Source organism: Streptomyces sp. CB01580, assembly GCF_001905795.1.
Taxonomy (GTDB): domain Bacteria; phylum Actinomycetota; class Actinomycetes; order Streptomycetales; family Streptomycetaceae; genus Streptomyces.
In genome coordinates this window covers 56,260-70,090 of record NZ_LIXJ01000045.1, presented here as the reverse complement: position 1 = coordinate 70,090, position 13,831 = coordinate 56,260, and the positions used below count along the sequence as shown (strand labels likewise).

Sequence of the window (13,831 nt, the reverse complement as noted above, 5' to 3'; positions counted from 1 at the left end):
ACTCCGCACAGGCCCTAGTGCTGTGACCGGGAAGGTTCACCGGCTCGCGACGCCCGGCACGGCACCTCGCGGTGTTGTCGCATCACCCGCGTACGTCCAGTACGCGGACGATGCTCCGCCTTGCGATGCACCGCACCGGACGCCGCGAGCCACCCGGCAAACCTTCCCGGTCACAGCACTAGCGGATCAGGCGGCGGCGACTGCGTAGAGGTGGCCGTCGACCACAACACCGTGTGCGTACGGGACTCGAAGGCGGCGGACGCCGGACCCGTGCTCCGGATCGAACGGGGTGAATGGGCGGCATTCGTCACGTTCGCCCGCGGGTAGCCCGGCGAGGCACCGGCAATACGGCGAACGCGCTCCCCAAGACCTCCCTCGTTTCCCAACACGCCGTCCCGGTAAGGGCTCTGATGAGCCATCATCAATTCGGGGCGGGAAGCCGGGCACGCCGTGCCCGCACCAAACGGAGGAGGCACGGAGTGCGAAGTCGGGTGCACGCGGAGGACGGGCGGCATCTGATGGTGGAGCGCCTGGGTGATCCGCACGGCAGACCGGTCTTCCTGCTGCACGGGATGCCCGGCAGCAGGCTCGGTCCGGCCCCGCGCGGCATGGTGCTGTATCAACGCAAGACACAACTGATCGCCTACGACCGGCCGGGCTACGGGAGCTCCGACCGGCTGCCGGGCCGCTGCGTCGCCGATGCCGTGCAGGACGTACGGGCCATCGCGGACCACCTCGGGCTCGAACGGTTCGCCGTGGTGGGCCGGTCCGGGGGCGCTCCGCACGCGCTGGCCTGTGCCGCGATGATGCCCGAGCGGGTGACCCGTACCGCCGCGCTGGTCGGGCTGGCCCCCTGGGGCGCCGACGGGCTCGACTGGTTCGAGGGGATGGCCGCATCCAACGTGCTGGCGTACTCCACCGCGGCGACCGATCCCGACGGGCTCGCGGAGTCGTTCATCTCCAGGTCCGCGGTGATCAGGAAGAACCCGGTCCGGCTCATCGACGACCTGCGCCGGGAGCTGACCGACTCCGACCGGATGGTCGTCAACGACGCCGGGGTCCGCAGCATGTTGCTGCGCAACTACCGTGAGGCGCTGCGCACTTCGGCGTGGGGGTGGATCGACGACGCGATCGCGTTCAGTCGGCCGTGGGGTTTCGATCCCGCCGACATCCCCGGTCCGGTGATGCTGTGGCACGGCGAGAAGGACGTGTTCACGCCGGTGGGCCACTCCCGCTGGCTGGCCGAGCGCATCCCGAACTCGACCGTCGTGGTGGAACCGGCCGCCGCGCACTTCGACGCCCTGCACGCCCTGCCCCGGATCCTCAACTGGCTGCTGGAGCCGATCACGGAATGAGGGCGGAGCCCCGGGGGGTGTCCGACGGTCGCCGGACACCCCCGGACGCTCACACCTGCATCGGTTCCAGCTCGCGTTCGAAACGGCGCTCGTCCCGCGCGATCCGGGTCATCGGATGGTCCTCGCCGAGCTGCCGGGCCAGCTCGTCGCCCGTCTCCGCCCGCAGGAGCGCCGCCTCCTCCGTGCGCCCCATCGCGTCGAGCGTGACCGCCATGTTCGACATCATGGCCAGCGTCTCCGGGTGGTGCGCCCCGAGCACGTGCCTGAGCTGTTCTGCGAGTCTCCGCTCGGTCTTCAGCACGATCTCCAGATCGCCCAGTTCGGCCGTCGCGTTGGCGAGGTTCATGACGCAGAACAGGGTGTTGGGGTGCTCCTGTCCGTACACCCCCCGCATCGCCGCGACCACTCGGGTCAGCACCTGCTCCGACTCCTCCACCGCGCCGACCCCCAGGTGGTAGACGGCGAGGTTGTTCAGGGCGGCCAGGGTGTACGGGTGCTTCTCCCCCGGCACCTTCATGTACTCGTCGACGACCTGCTGCGCGGTCTCCCTGGCCTCGGTGGTCTCGCCGGCCGCGTACAGGTCGGCCGCCAGGTTGAGGTCGCAGGCGAGCCATTCCGGGTTGGCGGCCGTGTACTTGGCCCGGTAGCGGGCGAGGGTGGCCACCGTGAGCCGGCGGGCGTCCTCCAGTCTGCCCGCCCTGCGCAGCGAGACCGCCAGGCTCTTCGCCGCGCTCAGCGTGCCGGGGAAGGCGCGCCCGAGCGTGGCCTTGTAGCTGTCGTACGTATGGCTGAGGATGTTGACGGAGTCCTCGTACCGCCCGACGTCGCGCAGATCACGCGCCAGGTTCATGGCCGAGGACAGGCTGTAGGGATGCTCCGCCCCCAGTACCTCGACCCTCCGGTCGAAGACGTCCTGGTCGATCTCCCGGGCGCGGGCGTACTGCCCGATGGACCGCAGGGTGAACGCCAGGTTGTTCGCCGCCGCCAGGGTCCTGGGGTGCGATTCGTAGAAGATCTGGTTGAACCCCTCGGTGGCCTCGGTCGCCAGCTCGATCGCCCTGGTGTACTCGCCGAGCGTGCCCAGGTCCGTCGCCAGGCTGCTGGTGCTCATGTACGTGTGCGGATGCTCCGGGCCCAGGACCTCCTGCTGCACCGACAGGGTGATCTCGTCCAGCTCCCGCGCCTCCACGTAACGGCCGCGCGAGCGGTAGATGTTGGCGAGGTGGAAGCACAGGTAGAGGTACTGGATGTCCCGCTCGCCCAGGGTCTCCTTCCAGATGGCGCGCAGCTCCTCGCAGAGCGCTCCCGCCGTCCTGAACTCACCGCGCTTCCAGAGGTAGCGGACCCGGTCGATCAGCAGCCTGCGGGCCTCGGGCTCCTTGCAGTTGCGGGCGTCGGAGGGGGCGAGGTGCGGCCAGATGGTCGCGAACTGCGGCCAGGTCGAGGGGTTGTCGATGGGTTCGTCGTCATCGGGCCGGGCGCCCGCGAGGATGCGGTGGACGGCGTGCCGGGCGTCCCGCTGCTCCTCCTCGCTGAGCTGTGCCCGGATGACGGCCTGGACGAGGCGGTGCACCTGGATGGAGTTGGACACCTGGTCGACCTTGGCGAGGGCGAACCGGCCGATCTCCCGGATGACCCGGCCCAGGACCAGCTTCTCCTGGAGCGCGGCATCGTAGGGCTTCAGCGCCTCGATCATCTCCTTGCTGTAGAGGAGATTGCCCGAGATCGGCTCCGGGGCGAAGAAGGCGCAGAGCTGGAGCAGCCGCACCGCGGCGGGCGAGCGCTCCTTGAGCCGTTCGATGGAGATGTTCCAGGTCGCGGCGACCGGCTGCGGGTAGCCGTCCGGCTGGTTGAGCGCCAGGACCTCGGGGGCCTGCTGGGCCAGCTGTTCCAGATACGTGTCGATCGGGGTGGCGGTCTCGGCGATCCACGCCGCCGCCTGCTCGACGGCGAGCGGCAGGTCACCGACCGCGGTGGCCACCTGGTCGGCGTCCTCGGCGCTCAGCCCCGGCGCCCGGCGCTGGAGGTGCTCGATGGATTCCTCGCGCAGGAACACGTCGACGGGCAGCGCGTCGCCGTGCTGCGACCACGACTGGTTCCGCGAGGTGACCAGGATGTGCCCGGAGCCGCCCTGCGGGAAGTACCGCCTGAGCCGCTCGGGGTCGTCGGCGTTGTCGAAGACCAGCAGCCAGCGCTCGGTGGGCACACCGCGCCGCAGCAGGTCCACCGCCTCCCGGGAGGCGGCCGCCATGTCGTCGCCGCCCTGGGCGCCGATCTGCACGGCCAGCTCCGCGAGCGAGGCCACCACGTCGTCGATCTGCTCCGACGATATCCACCAGACCAGGTCGTAGTCGGCCATGAAGCGGTGCACGTACTCCAGGGCCACCTGGGTCTTGCCGACGCCGCCGAGGCCGTACAGGGTCTGCGGCTGGGGCAGGACGACGGCCATGCCGCCGCCGAGCTGGTCGCGCATCCGCTCCAGGACCGTGGAGCGGCCGGTGAAGCCGGGGTTGCGCGGCGGCGCGTTCCAGATCCTGGGGACGGTGCCGGGGAAGCGCGGTCCGGGTGCCACCCCGTCGGTGAGCTGCACCGGTCGGTCCAGGGCACGCAGCAGGGCGGCGGTGGCGTGCACCTCGTCCAGCCGGAAGAGGTCGACCGGGTTGCGGTCGAGGTACTGGGCGGTCAGCCGTACGTCCCCGACCCTGAACGAGAGCAGCTGGCGCCGGCCGCCGCCGGGGTCCTCGGCCACGGTCCGTTCCCAGAACCTCACCGCGCGCTGCGACTTGAGGTACGCGTTGGACAGCAGCACGACGGTACGGGTCGCGGTCTCCGCGGAGAACGCGGATTCGGGGGTCTCCCGCTCGGCCGACACGTCGCGCGGCACGACCCGGAACCCGGCCCGGGTGAGCACGGACTCGACCCAGTCGGCCCACATCCGGTTCTCCGCAACGTAGTTGAGGAAGAGATCGGCGGGCAGGGCCGGCCTGCGCCGGGTGAACGCGTCCCGGATGCGCAGCCGCACCTCCTCGGCGACCGGCGGCATCGAGGTGATCCGGCGGTCGGTGATGACGGCGGTGAGCCGTTCGAAGGCGGAGAGCAGCGAGTTGGTGAGGCCGGCCTCGTCGCCGAAGGTGGCGAGGGTCTCCTCGTACGCGTAGTAGGGGCGGTAGGGGATCTCCACCGCGCCCCAGTAGGCGGTGAGTTCGTCCCCGGACAGATCGCGCGGCAGTCGGTCGAACTTCAGCCGGGCCAGGGCCCGTCCGGCGTCCGCCTTCTCCTTCTCGCCCTCGTCGATGCGCATCGGTACGGGATAGATGGCGATGGGGCGGCCGGTGTAGCGCTCGGAGATCTGCCGGGCGACGGAGGCCGCGCCGTCGATGGACTGGTCGCTGAGGGTGAAGCAGTCGACGAGGACGTCGGGCAGGTGGACGGTACAGATGTCGGCGATGTCGCTGAGGCCGGTCCGGCTGTCGATGAGGACGTAGTCGTAGTTGGCCTTCATGTCGTCGCGCAGGGCGTCGAAGAAGTGGCCGCCGCCGAGCCGGTCGTAGAAGTTGTCCCAGTCGAAGGTGGAGACGGTCGCGGAGTACTCGCGGTTCTGGCGCCCCGCGGAGACGAAGTCGAGGGTGCCCCCGTGCGGGAACTCCCAGCCGAGCGACTCGGGTGCGAGGGACACCGCGTGCGGCTGGATGCGGGCGTAGTCGCGGTGCCAGTCGTCGGCACGCTGGGCGCGACTGGTCGCGGCCCACGCGTACTCGGTGATCAGGTCGATGACGCCGGTGGTGGCGCCGAGTGTCGAGGGGTCGAGAAACGGGTGGAAGAACCGGTGGAGCCCGGGTGCCTCCAGGTCCCAGTCGACGGCCAGTACCCGTTGTCCGTTGGCGGCGAGTATCCAGGCGGTGTTGGCCAGGGCCATCGTGCGCCCGGTGCCGCCCTTGTACGAGTAGAAGGTGACGATGCGCCCGTCACGACCGGCCGTCATCCGTGTCCTCCGCATCCGTCGCAGGGTCGTGTGTCTCGGGGATGTAGTTCGTCTGCGCCATCGGCCCCATCAAGCGTGTCCGTTCGGTCTGTCCGCCACCGGCGGCGGGCGGGTAGACCGCCGCGTGCCGCAGGTACTGCTGGGCCGCCACCTCCACCACCTGCGGCAGGATCTGCCCGAACGCCTCCATGCTGGGTACGCCCTTGGCGGCGACCCGGCAGAAGGCCCGGCCCTGGCGCATCTTCGTCGGCATGGTCCGTTCGAGCTTCTCGGTCAGTTCGGCCTCGGCCGCCTGGCTCTCCTGGTCCTCCCGGTTCCACGGCACGACCATCGTCACCCAGGGACGGTTCTCGGCGTCGAAGGCGGCGAGCCGCCGACGTCTGTCCTCGTCCTGGAGGGCCCAGCGGTCGACGAGCAGGATCTCCGGCCGGCTGGGCGCCTGCTTGCCCTCCGGGTGCCCGGATTCCTCGTCGAACGAGGAGATGGTGGCCTGGTAGTTGAGGGAACGGACCAGGTCCTCGGCGACATAGGCCAGGGGGCGCACCGCGGACGGGTGGTAGGGGTTCCAGTCCTGCGGGGTGTCGCCGTAGTAGTCGGCACTGCGCCCCTCGGGCAGGTCGTGCCGGGTCGGCGCCGCTATGGTCACCTGCATCGGACGGGGCGCGACCGTGCTGTTGGGCGGGCCGAAGGCGCTGGGGGCCATGCGATAGTCCACGGGGCGCCCGGTGCCGAGCCGAATGGTGTCCGCCACGTTCACTATGCGCTTGGCGAGTTCGTACACCGCGCGCTCGTACTCCTCGGCGAAAAGCCGGAGTTTGATGAGCCCGTACAGCCCGTCGCTGACGTAGCGGTCGCCGAAATCGCGGTGGTTGAACTGCAACCGCTCGGCAGGGCCCGGGAGTTGACTCGGCGGCACCGGAACCCAGAGCGCCGGGACGATCGCCTCGGCGCGCTGGTTGGAACGGGCTCGATGGTGAATGGCGCGCTGCGCGAAGGCGTACCACTCCTTGCCGCACATCTCGCTCGCGAAATAGCGCGGCGAGAACAGCGGAACGAACACCCGGCAGGTGGCGAGGACTTCGCCCAGTCGCTCCGACCAGCCCTCGCCGGCGCCTATCTCCCGGTCGATGAACCCGGCGGACGCGCCGGCGGGCAGATCGGTCATGGCCATCACATGGCCGCAGAGATCCTGGAAGAGCCGCTCGACCCACATGTCGGGGTCGGTTCCCCGGCCGTACCCCGGTGTATGGGCATAGCTCAAGAAGAAGTACGGCCGATGGTCCGCCGCTCGCTGTTGCGTTGTTGCGTGCACACGACCCCCGTCCTGTGTGAGCACCCGCATCCGAGGAGAGAGATGAATGCGAGCGAATTCATCATTCCGGAGCGGACGTTGCTCCACCCCCATGGCGTTCGGTCATTCAACGCCGGTTTCCGGTCATAGGTTCCCGGATTCAATCGATCTTTTCCTTGATCGAATTCGGTCTGCGACCCTTTCTCCCATTTGCCCCGTGTGTACCGGCGTTGCTCAGGCGTCCCGACTCAAACGGAATATCGACTTCGAATTCCCTCAGATCTCTTTTCGCATCAGATCCAACAGCCGTTTCCCGTGGATGGTCAGTTCCGCGGCTCCCTCCAATGTGTCAAGTGCCTCCGGTACACCTTCCAGCCATCGTGACCCGAAAGCCCCCAATGCGATCCGTTCATAGGTGTCGGACAGCAACCGGGAAAATGGAACGGGCTCTTCCTGCCAGGGCATTCGATGGTCCCAGGAGCCGTCTGCCGCGTAAAGATCCGTGACATCGCGAAGCGCCCGCAATTCGGCTCGCCGGAAACCACGGAGCAGTCCGGACGCCAGCTCCTCGGGGCCGCCGTCCACGGGGATCCCGAGAGCGCCCTGTCCGTGCCGTCCGACGGAGCACTCCGTCGGACCCAGCCCGGTCAGCGGGGTGAGGGTGGTGAGGAATCCCGTCATCTCCCGGACGCGTCCGGGCGCCTTCGATCCGATCACCGCCCACGCCTCGTCGATCCTGGCCGCCAGACCGGCGGCGGCGCGGTCGTCGAGCGCGGGCGCGGCGGGCCTGGGGAAGCAGTCGCGGAACGGGTCGAGGTCGTCGAGCACCAGGCCGGGGAGCGGGCCCGGAACGGAGGCGGGCACCGGGCCGGGCGCCTCCGACCGGCGCAGCGGCCGCCATGCGGGCGTCGCCACCCCCAGCCGCACGACGTCCGCACCGGCCCCCTCGCGCCGCACGACGAAGCCGTCCCCGGTGCCCCGCACCAGGGCCGTGCCGCACTCCCCCACGGCCCCGACCCGCGCCTCGCCGAGGCCGGGCAGGAAGAGACGGCCGTCGGAGAACGTCACCCGTACGGGCAGATCCAGTCCGGCCCGTACGACGGCCGACGCGAGGTACGCCGGGAACCGTCGCGCCACCCGTGCGGCCCCGCGGTGCTCGTGGACCAGTTCCAGCGCATGGAGCAGCCAGCTACGGGTGTACGGCAGGGCCAGCACCTCGTCCAGGCCGCGGGCACCCTCCTCGGACTCCTCGACGGCGGCGGCCAGCTCCCAGGCGGTCGCCCACTCCTCGCCGCCGCCCCGCCCGATGTCGGCGTTCAACCGGGCGAGAAGGGTGCGGGTGAGGTCCTGCTGGGCGGCGGCCAGCTCGGCCGGGTCGGTCACCGCGGGCGCGACGAGGGACTCCGCCGTGCGCGCCTCGATGCCGCGCACCAGGGCCTCCAGGTCGGCGCAGTACACGGACGGGTTGTCGAAGGCGCCGTCCGGCCCCGCGGGGTCGTAGCGATGGGTGTAGAGGCCGCCTCCGCACGACCGCACGACCGGGCAGCGTCGGCAGGTCTCGCCGACGCCGGCCAGCCCGAGCTGGCGGGCCCGTACCCCGGGATGGGCGGCCACCTCGTCGAAGGTGTGGTCGAAGACGTCGAATCCGGTGGCGGCCGCGCCCTCGTAGGCGCTCTTGAGCGAGTCGACCTGTTCCAGCCGGCCGTCGGTCTCCACCACGACGAGGTCTGTGGGGGCGAGCCCCAGGGACTCGGTGAGGCTGGGCCCCCCGCTCAGGGTGGAGAACACCGAGGAGAACATGCGCACCGGTGCCGGACGCCCCCGCTCCTCCCAGCGGTCGAAGACCGCGAGGAGCCAGTCGGCATAGGCCGTGGGCGATCCGTCCGGGCGGAGCGGCGGCTGGTCCCATGTGGCATGCGGCAGCAGGAAGTCGATGAGCGGCGGTTCGAGTTCGACGAGCGCGTCCAGGACCGCGTGCGGGTCGTTGCGGATGTCGACGGTGCACAGCAGGCCGAGGTTGAGGTGGCGGTAGCGCTCCTGCCGCAGCAGTTCGACGGCCTTGAGGACCAGGGGGTGGCTGCTGCGTCCGTCGGCGTAGCGGCGGTGCCGGTCGTTGGCGGCGCGGTCGCCGTCGAGGGAGATGCCGACCCTGACGCCGAACTCGTCGAAGAGGTCGAGATAGCGCGGGCTGAGCTGGGTCCCGTTGGTGTGGATGCGGAGGTCGAGCTCCGCGACGCCCTCGAAGGCGGAGGTGAGCGCTTCGCAGACGCGGCGCAATCGGGCGGGGCCCGCCAGTAGGGGCTCCCCTCCGTGCAGGATCACTGACACGGAGGGCAACGCATGCGCTGAGGCATGCTCGGCCAGGCGCTGAGCTGTCCGGAAGATGACTTCGTCAGAGATTGTTCTGGGGCGGGTACGCCAACTCTGATCTGCATGTTCGTAGACGTAGCAATGGTCGCAGGCAAGATCGCACCTGCTGTGCACTTTGAGCACGAATTCGCGGAATGGGACCAGGGGTCCTGTCATTCCCTCAGTCTAGCCAGCATGCGGCGCGAATCAGAGCGCGGAACTGAAGGTGGACGCCTGGGTGTGGCGGTCTGCGGGGGCCGAGAACACGCGGCCGAGCTTCTGGTTGGCTTCTGCGCCGCGGGTGTCGATCTCGGCGAGCGACATGCGGCCCTTCTTCGCGACAGCGAAGGCACGAGGGGATTCTGAGGTCTTCACGGCCATCCTTGAGGGGAGTGTTCCGGATCATGAACAAAGCAGCCGGTTTCCGCATCATCACAGTGCCCGGCGAAACGACTTTACTCCCCTCAACGGGCTTGGCAACTGCGGAGATCCACTCGTCACACGAGTGGCATACAGAACGCATCAGGCGTCACGGGAAGCACCCGCGCGGGCGCCCGCGACCGGGAGAAATGCGCCGGTGGAAGAGGTGCGCGCGGGCCGGCGCGTCCGGGCTCGGCGACCGTCGTGACACCGGTCGTGCCGACGGCCGTCGGGGAGTGCCTTCGCACGGCGGACGGCTCCCGTCACAACGGGCGGGGCGTGCCGTCGGCCGGTGGGGGTTCGGTCGCCCGTACGCCCTTCATGCAGTCCATGATCCGCTCGTGGGTGTCGCCCACGACGTCCGTGATCCTGGCGCGCACGTACACGGACTCGACCCGGCCGACGAAGTTCTCCGAGAACACCCCCACCAGCACCGTCTCGTGGCCTCCGGCGCCCACCAGGGGGAACCCCGCCCCGAAGTCGATGAGCCGGAAGTCCTCACCGGCGACCAGACCGGCCCCTGCCAGTTCGTCGCAGGCGGCGGGGACGCTGCCCCACGGCGCGTCCGGGAGGTCCCGCGCGCCCCTCATCACCACCCTGCAGTCCCAGGATTCGACGACGGCGAGGTGCTGGCCGCCGTTCATGACCCCGACCCGCCACGCGGGCACGTCCCGCGTGATCCCGCCGGTCACCCAGGCGGCCCGCCAGCCCAGGTACGGCCGCACCGTGCGGGCGTACTGCGCGCGGGCCAGCACGGCTCCCGCCGCGACGGCGAGCAGACTGCCCAGCGCCTCCCCGTCGAGGAGTTGCAGACGCCACGGCCACTCGGTCCGCGCCCCGGCCGACACGTTGGCCCGGACGGTCTCCCAGACGAGCACGGCGGCCAGCAGGAGGAGGAGGGCCATCGGCACGGCGAACAGCAAGGGGCTCCTGCGGATCCGCCGCTGGGCGTCGGCCCCCGGATCCGCGCCCTGACGGCCTGTCTGACTCATCCTCGACTTCTCCCCCGCGACAACGGAAACCGAGAGGTGCACCAGTGGTAACCAGCCTTAAAATATTGCCAGTTGACCGACCTTCCCACAACGCTTCGGGGCGCACGAGAAGGGTGCGGCGGACGGGAACGGGGCGCGACGGGGGCCGGAATCGGCCGGGCGGGACCGAAAACAGCCGTTGCGCGGCCGGGGCCGTTGCCGCGCCCGGTGACGCCACCTACCCTCATGCCTCCACCACCGCAGAACGCCTCCATCACCTCAGACGGGGAGTGAACATGACGGCGATTCCCGGACCGCTCCAGAGCATGGTGTTCAGGAACGCTGACCTGCCGGAGCTCTTCCACCACACGGACGCGATCGCCGTCGCGAACCAGCGGGAGGCGGTGAACACCACCCGCGTCCAGCTGATCCTGCTGGTCCTGGGCACGGTGCCGGCGGCCCTGCCCTGGCGCGCCGAACTGGGCGGCACCTTCCAACTCGTCGACGTCATCGGCGTGCTGGCCTACACGGGCGTGCTGATCACGACCTACCTCGCCACCCGGCGCAGGGCGAAGTCGCAATGGCAGCTCAACCGCTCGGCCGCAGAGTTCATCAAGTCGATGTGCTGGCGCTACTCGGTGCACGGCGCCCCCTTCGACACCAGTACGCCGCATCCCGAGGCGGTGTTCGCGAACCGCCTCGAGGAGGGGCTTCAGGAGCTGTGCAAGGTGGGCTGGACCGATCCCCGCGACCTGACGGCGGATTCGGGCGGTCTGATCACCGATTCCATGCGGGAGTTGCGGAACAAGGCGTTCACCGTGCGCAAGGAGACGTACGTGCGCGACCGGCTGATCGAGCAGCGCACGTGGTACCGCAGGCGTCAGGAGGTGTCGCGCCGGGCCACCCTGCTCTGGTCGAGCACGATCGCCGTACTGACCGCGCTGGCCCTGCTGTTCGCCCTGTTGCGGACGTTCTCCGTCATGCAGTCCTTCGCCCTGACCGGGGTCCTCTCGGCCGCCGCGGCGGCCTGTCTGGCGTGGGCCGAGATCCGCCGCCACCACCCGCTGATCTCGGCCCATTCGCTGGTGGAGCAGGACCTGGAGTCGATGCAGGTGGCGATGGAGACGACGCTGGCCGAGCGGCAGTGGCCGCGTGCCGTGTTCGAGACCGAGCGCATCGTCTCCCCGCAGCACACGGACTGGCTGGCCCGCCACCAGATGTGAGGGTGCGTCATACGACTCGCGGGTGGGGGACGCGGACCGCGGTCAGCCGCGCTCCACGCCCTCGCGCCAGATCACGGTGACCGGGCGGCCCAGACGGCGGGCGTACGTCACGATGTCGCCGGTGCCGCCGAGGCCGCGGGCCGGCCTGCCGTCCCACACGGCGAGCAGCCGGTCGCAGTGGTCGGCGATGTACGCGCCCGCCGCGTAGTACGCCTCGTCGGTGGAGTGCGGGAAGTCCAGCCGGACCTCACGGGCCGCGCGGTTCTTGAGGGCCCGGTAGCGGGCGAGTTCGGCCGCGTCGGCGAAGGAGGACTCGTAGTCACCGCTGGGAACGACCACGGTCAGTTCGGCGCCGCGGGCCAGGGCGAGGTCGGCGAAGATCTGGTCCGCGCCCACCGCCAGGCTGGACAGCGCCTCCAGGGAGCCCTCCAGACCGCGCAGGACCGTCTGGATGCCCGCCAGCACATGCGCGTGTGCCTCCTGCGGAATGCTGCGATGACCGGTCACTCCGATGCGATTCACGGATCCGCAACCCCCTGGGGTGTCTGCCGGGGGTTTCCGGAGGACACCCTCCGGAAGGCACAGCATCCGCCCCCGTTCGCTCCTGCATGACCGACCTGCCCCACATCCTCTCAAAAGGCGCGGGGGGAGCGGGAGCCCCCGCCCAGCATTCGGGCAGGGGCTCCGTCTCTCTCCAGGGTGTCGCCCGAGCAGGTGCCGTGCTCATGTCCGTGGGACGAACACGAGCGCCAGGGGGGCGCAGGACCGGCGGGATCAGTAGACGCTGACCCCGTACGCGCTGAGCGCCTCGGTGACCGGCTGGAAGTACGTGGTGCCGCCGGAGGAGCAGTTGCCGCTGCCGCCGGAGGTGAGGCCGATCGCCTTGGAACCGGAGTAGAGCGGTCCGCCGGAGTCACCGGGCTCCGCGCACACATTGGTCTTGATCATGCCGTACACGATGTCCCCGTTGCCGTAGTTCACCGTGGCGTTGAGACCCGTGACGGAGCCGCTGTGGGTGCCCGTGGTGGAGCCGCGGCGGGTGACGGACATGCCCATCGTGGCGTCGGCCGCGCCGGTGATGTCGACACTGCCGACGGTGCCGTCGTGCGGGACGGAGGTGTTGTCGTAGCGCACGAGGCCGTAGTCGTTGGTCGGGAAGCTGGAGCCGACCGTCGGGCCGATGCTGGTCGTCTGCGAGGAGCTGGTGTACCAGGGCGGGTTGCCGTCGGTGCAGTGACCGGCGGTCAGGAAGTAGTAGGTGCTGCCGCTGCGGACGTTGAAGCCGAGCGAGCAGCGCCAGCCGGGGGCGTAGATCGCGTCGCCGCCGGAGAGCAGCTTGGTGAGCTTCCCGGGGGTGCGTTCGATGCGCAGGGCGTCCGCGTTCGCCCCGGCGGACTGCTTGATCCGCTCGATCTCGGCCTGCGAGACCGTGCTGTCCGCGGAGACCACCACGGTGCCGGACTTCGGGTCGACGCTCCAGGCGGTGCCCGCCACGTCGGCTTCGAGCACGGCGTCGCTCGCGGCGGCGAGCCGGGCGGCGCCGGAATGGGTGGCGGAGTCGGCCTGGGCGCTGGGGACCGTCAGGGCCGCGAGGGCGACGAGGCCTGCGGCGACGGCGACGGCCCGGCCGCGTCTGACGATGTCGTGGGGGGTTGTGCGCTTGATCCTCACTTTTCGTTCCTCCCGAGGGAAGTCGGGGGCCCGCCCGTGGGGTGGTCGGGCCCGTGAGGCGCAGTCGTTCGCACGACGGTCCGCCGGAGGCGAAAACATGCCGTGTTCCTGACAAGCGCTGCACGGGAGTATTCAAGGGGTCAACTTCCTGCGCAAGAGGGTCGACCACCCCTGACGCGTTCCGTCGCGCACCGGCCCCGGCGGCGTGCGGGGCCGCCGGGGCCGGTGTTCCGGAAGGGGACGACGGGGCATCGGTTCAGCGGTCGACGCGGTGGCGTTCTCCCGCCTCGGCGGCGAGGCGGAGGGTGTTGCCGGACGGCGGGGCTTCGGCGCTCATGCGGTCAGCCCTTCCACGGCGGTGCGGCGATCCCGAGATGCGACCGCAGTGTGGCACCGGCGTACGCGGTGCGGAACGCGCCGCGTTCCTGGAGCAGCGGGACGACCCGGTCGACGAATTCGTCGAGACCGCCCGGGGTGAGGTGAGGTGCGGTACGAGGACGAACCCGTCGGCGGCGCACGCGTCCACGAACTCCGACATCCGTGCCGCGACCGTGTCCGGACCGCCGATT

General features: G+C 70.2%; 10 protein-coding genes and 1 pseudogene. 3 read left to right on the top strand and 8 right to left on the bottom strand.

Annotated elements, in window-relative coordinates; translation table 11 throughout:
* Positions 1–120 precede the first annotated feature (120 nt).
* Positions 121–327 (top strand): DUF397 domain-containing protein, encoded by a 207-nt coding sequence (locus AMK22_RS35300; protein ID WP_073791635.1) that lies wholly within the window; start codon positions 121–123, stop codon positions 325–327.
* Between the two features lie 152 nt (positions 328–479).
* Complete coding sequence (locus tag AMK22_RS35295) at positions 480–1,355, top strand: alpha/beta fold hydrolase (RefSeq protein ID WP_199883411.1); 876 nt, start codon at positions 480–482, stop codon at positions 1,353–1,355.
* A gap of 49 nt (positions 1,356–1,404) precedes the next feature.
* On the opposite strand, the gene fxsT is transcribed toward AMK22_RS35295, so the two are convergent.
* From fxsT to AMK22_RS35270, 5 genes are all read right to left on the bottom strand, one after another.
* Positions 1,405–5,337 (bottom strand): FxSxx-COOH system tetratricopeptide repeat protein, encoded by a 3,933-nt coding sequence (fxsT, locus tag AMK22_RS35290; protein WP_079186573.1) that lies wholly within the window; start codon positions 5,335–5,337, stop codon positions 1,405–1,407.
* Positions 5,321–6,679, bottom strand: a complete 1,359-nt coding sequence (gene fsxC, locus AMK22_RS35285) for an FxsC protein (protein ID WP_158072122.1) — start codon at positions 6,677–6,679, stop codon at positions 5,321–5,323. The genes fxsT and fsxC overlap by 17 nt, the downstream gene beginning before the upstream one ends.
* 225 nt (positions 6,680–6,904) lie before the next feature.
* Positions 6,905–9,154: a radical SAM/SPASM protein FxsBH, inactivated beta-hydroxylase extension form gene (gene fxsBH / locus AMK22_RS35280; protein WP_199883410.1), complete on the bottom strand. Its 2,250-nt coding sequence runs from the start codon at positions 9,152–9,154 to the stop codon at positions 6,905–6,907.
* A gap of 30 nt (positions 9,155–9,184) precedes the next feature.
* Entirely contained in the window at positions 9,185–9,352 is a 168-nt protein-coding gene (fxsA, locus tag AMK22_RS35275) for an FxSxx-COOH cyclophane-containing RiPP peptide (protein WP_073791644.1), read from the bottom strand.
* Positions 9,353–9,660: 308 nt separating this feature from the next.
* Positions 9,661–10,389, bottom strand: coding sequence for a hypothetical protein (locus AMK22_RS35270; RefSeq protein ID WP_073791632.1), 729 nt, complete (start codon positions 10,387–10,389; stop codon positions 9,661–9,663).
* Between the two features lie 275 nt (positions 10,390–10,664).
* Between AMK22_RS35270 and AMK22_RS35265 the strand changes: the two genes are divergently transcribed.
* Positions 10,665–11,591 (top strand): DUF4231 domain-containing protein, encoded by a 927-nt coding sequence (locus AMK22_RS35265; protein ID WP_242434298.1) that lies wholly within the window; start codon positions 10,665–10,667, stop codon positions 11,589–11,591.
* A 42-nt stretch (positions 11,592–11,633) separates the two neighbouring features.
* Here the strand turns inward: AMK22_RS35265 and AMK22_RS35260 are convergent, their stop codons facing one another.
* The 3 genes and pseudogenes from AMK22_RS35260 to AMK22_RS35250 form a co-directional block, all read right to left on the bottom strand.
* Positions 11,634–12,113, bottom strand: coding sequence for a hypothetical protein (locus AMK22_RS35260; RefSeq protein WP_073791630.1), 480 nt, complete (start codon positions 12,111–12,113; stop codon positions 11,634–11,636).
* A gap of 252 nt (positions 12,114–12,365) precedes the next feature.
* The gene (locus AMK22_RS35255) at positions 12,366–13,262 is read right to left on the bottom strand and encodes a S1 family peptidase (protein WP_073791629.1); all 897 of its coding nucleotides are present in this window, start codon (positions 13,260–13,262) and stop codon (positions 12,366–12,368) included.
* Between the two features lie 341 nt (positions 13,263–13,603).
* Positions 13,604–13,830 (bottom strand): annotated as a pseudogene (locus AMK22_RS35250) (F420-dependent methylene-tetrahydromethanopterin reductase); the annotation flags it as partial.
* Position 13,831 lies beyond the last annotated feature (1 nt).

What these genes read in the sequence shown, in the direction of transcription:
- AMK22_RS35265 (WP_242434298.1), top strand. Translation starts at nt 10,665, where the DNA reads ATGACGGCGATTCCCGGACCGCTCCAGAGCATGGTGTTCAGGAACGCT.
- fxsBH (WP_199883410.1), bottom strand. Translation starts at nt 9,154, where the DNA reads ATGACAGGACCCCTGGTCCCATTCCGCGAATTCGTGCTCAAAGTGCAC.
- fxsT (WP_079186573.1), bottom strand. Translation starts at nt 5,337, where the DNA reads ATGACGGCCGGTCGTGACGGGCGCATCGTCACCTTCTACTCGTACAAG.
- AMK22_RS35270 (WP_073791632.1), bottom strand. Translation starts at nt 10,389, where the DNA reads ATGAGTCAGACAGGCCGTCAGGGCGCGGATCCGGGGGCCGACGCCCAG.
- fsxC (WP_158072122.1), bottom strand. Translation starts at nt 6,679, where the DNA reads ATGCGGGTGCTCACACAGGACGGGGGTCGTGTGCACGCAACAACGCAA.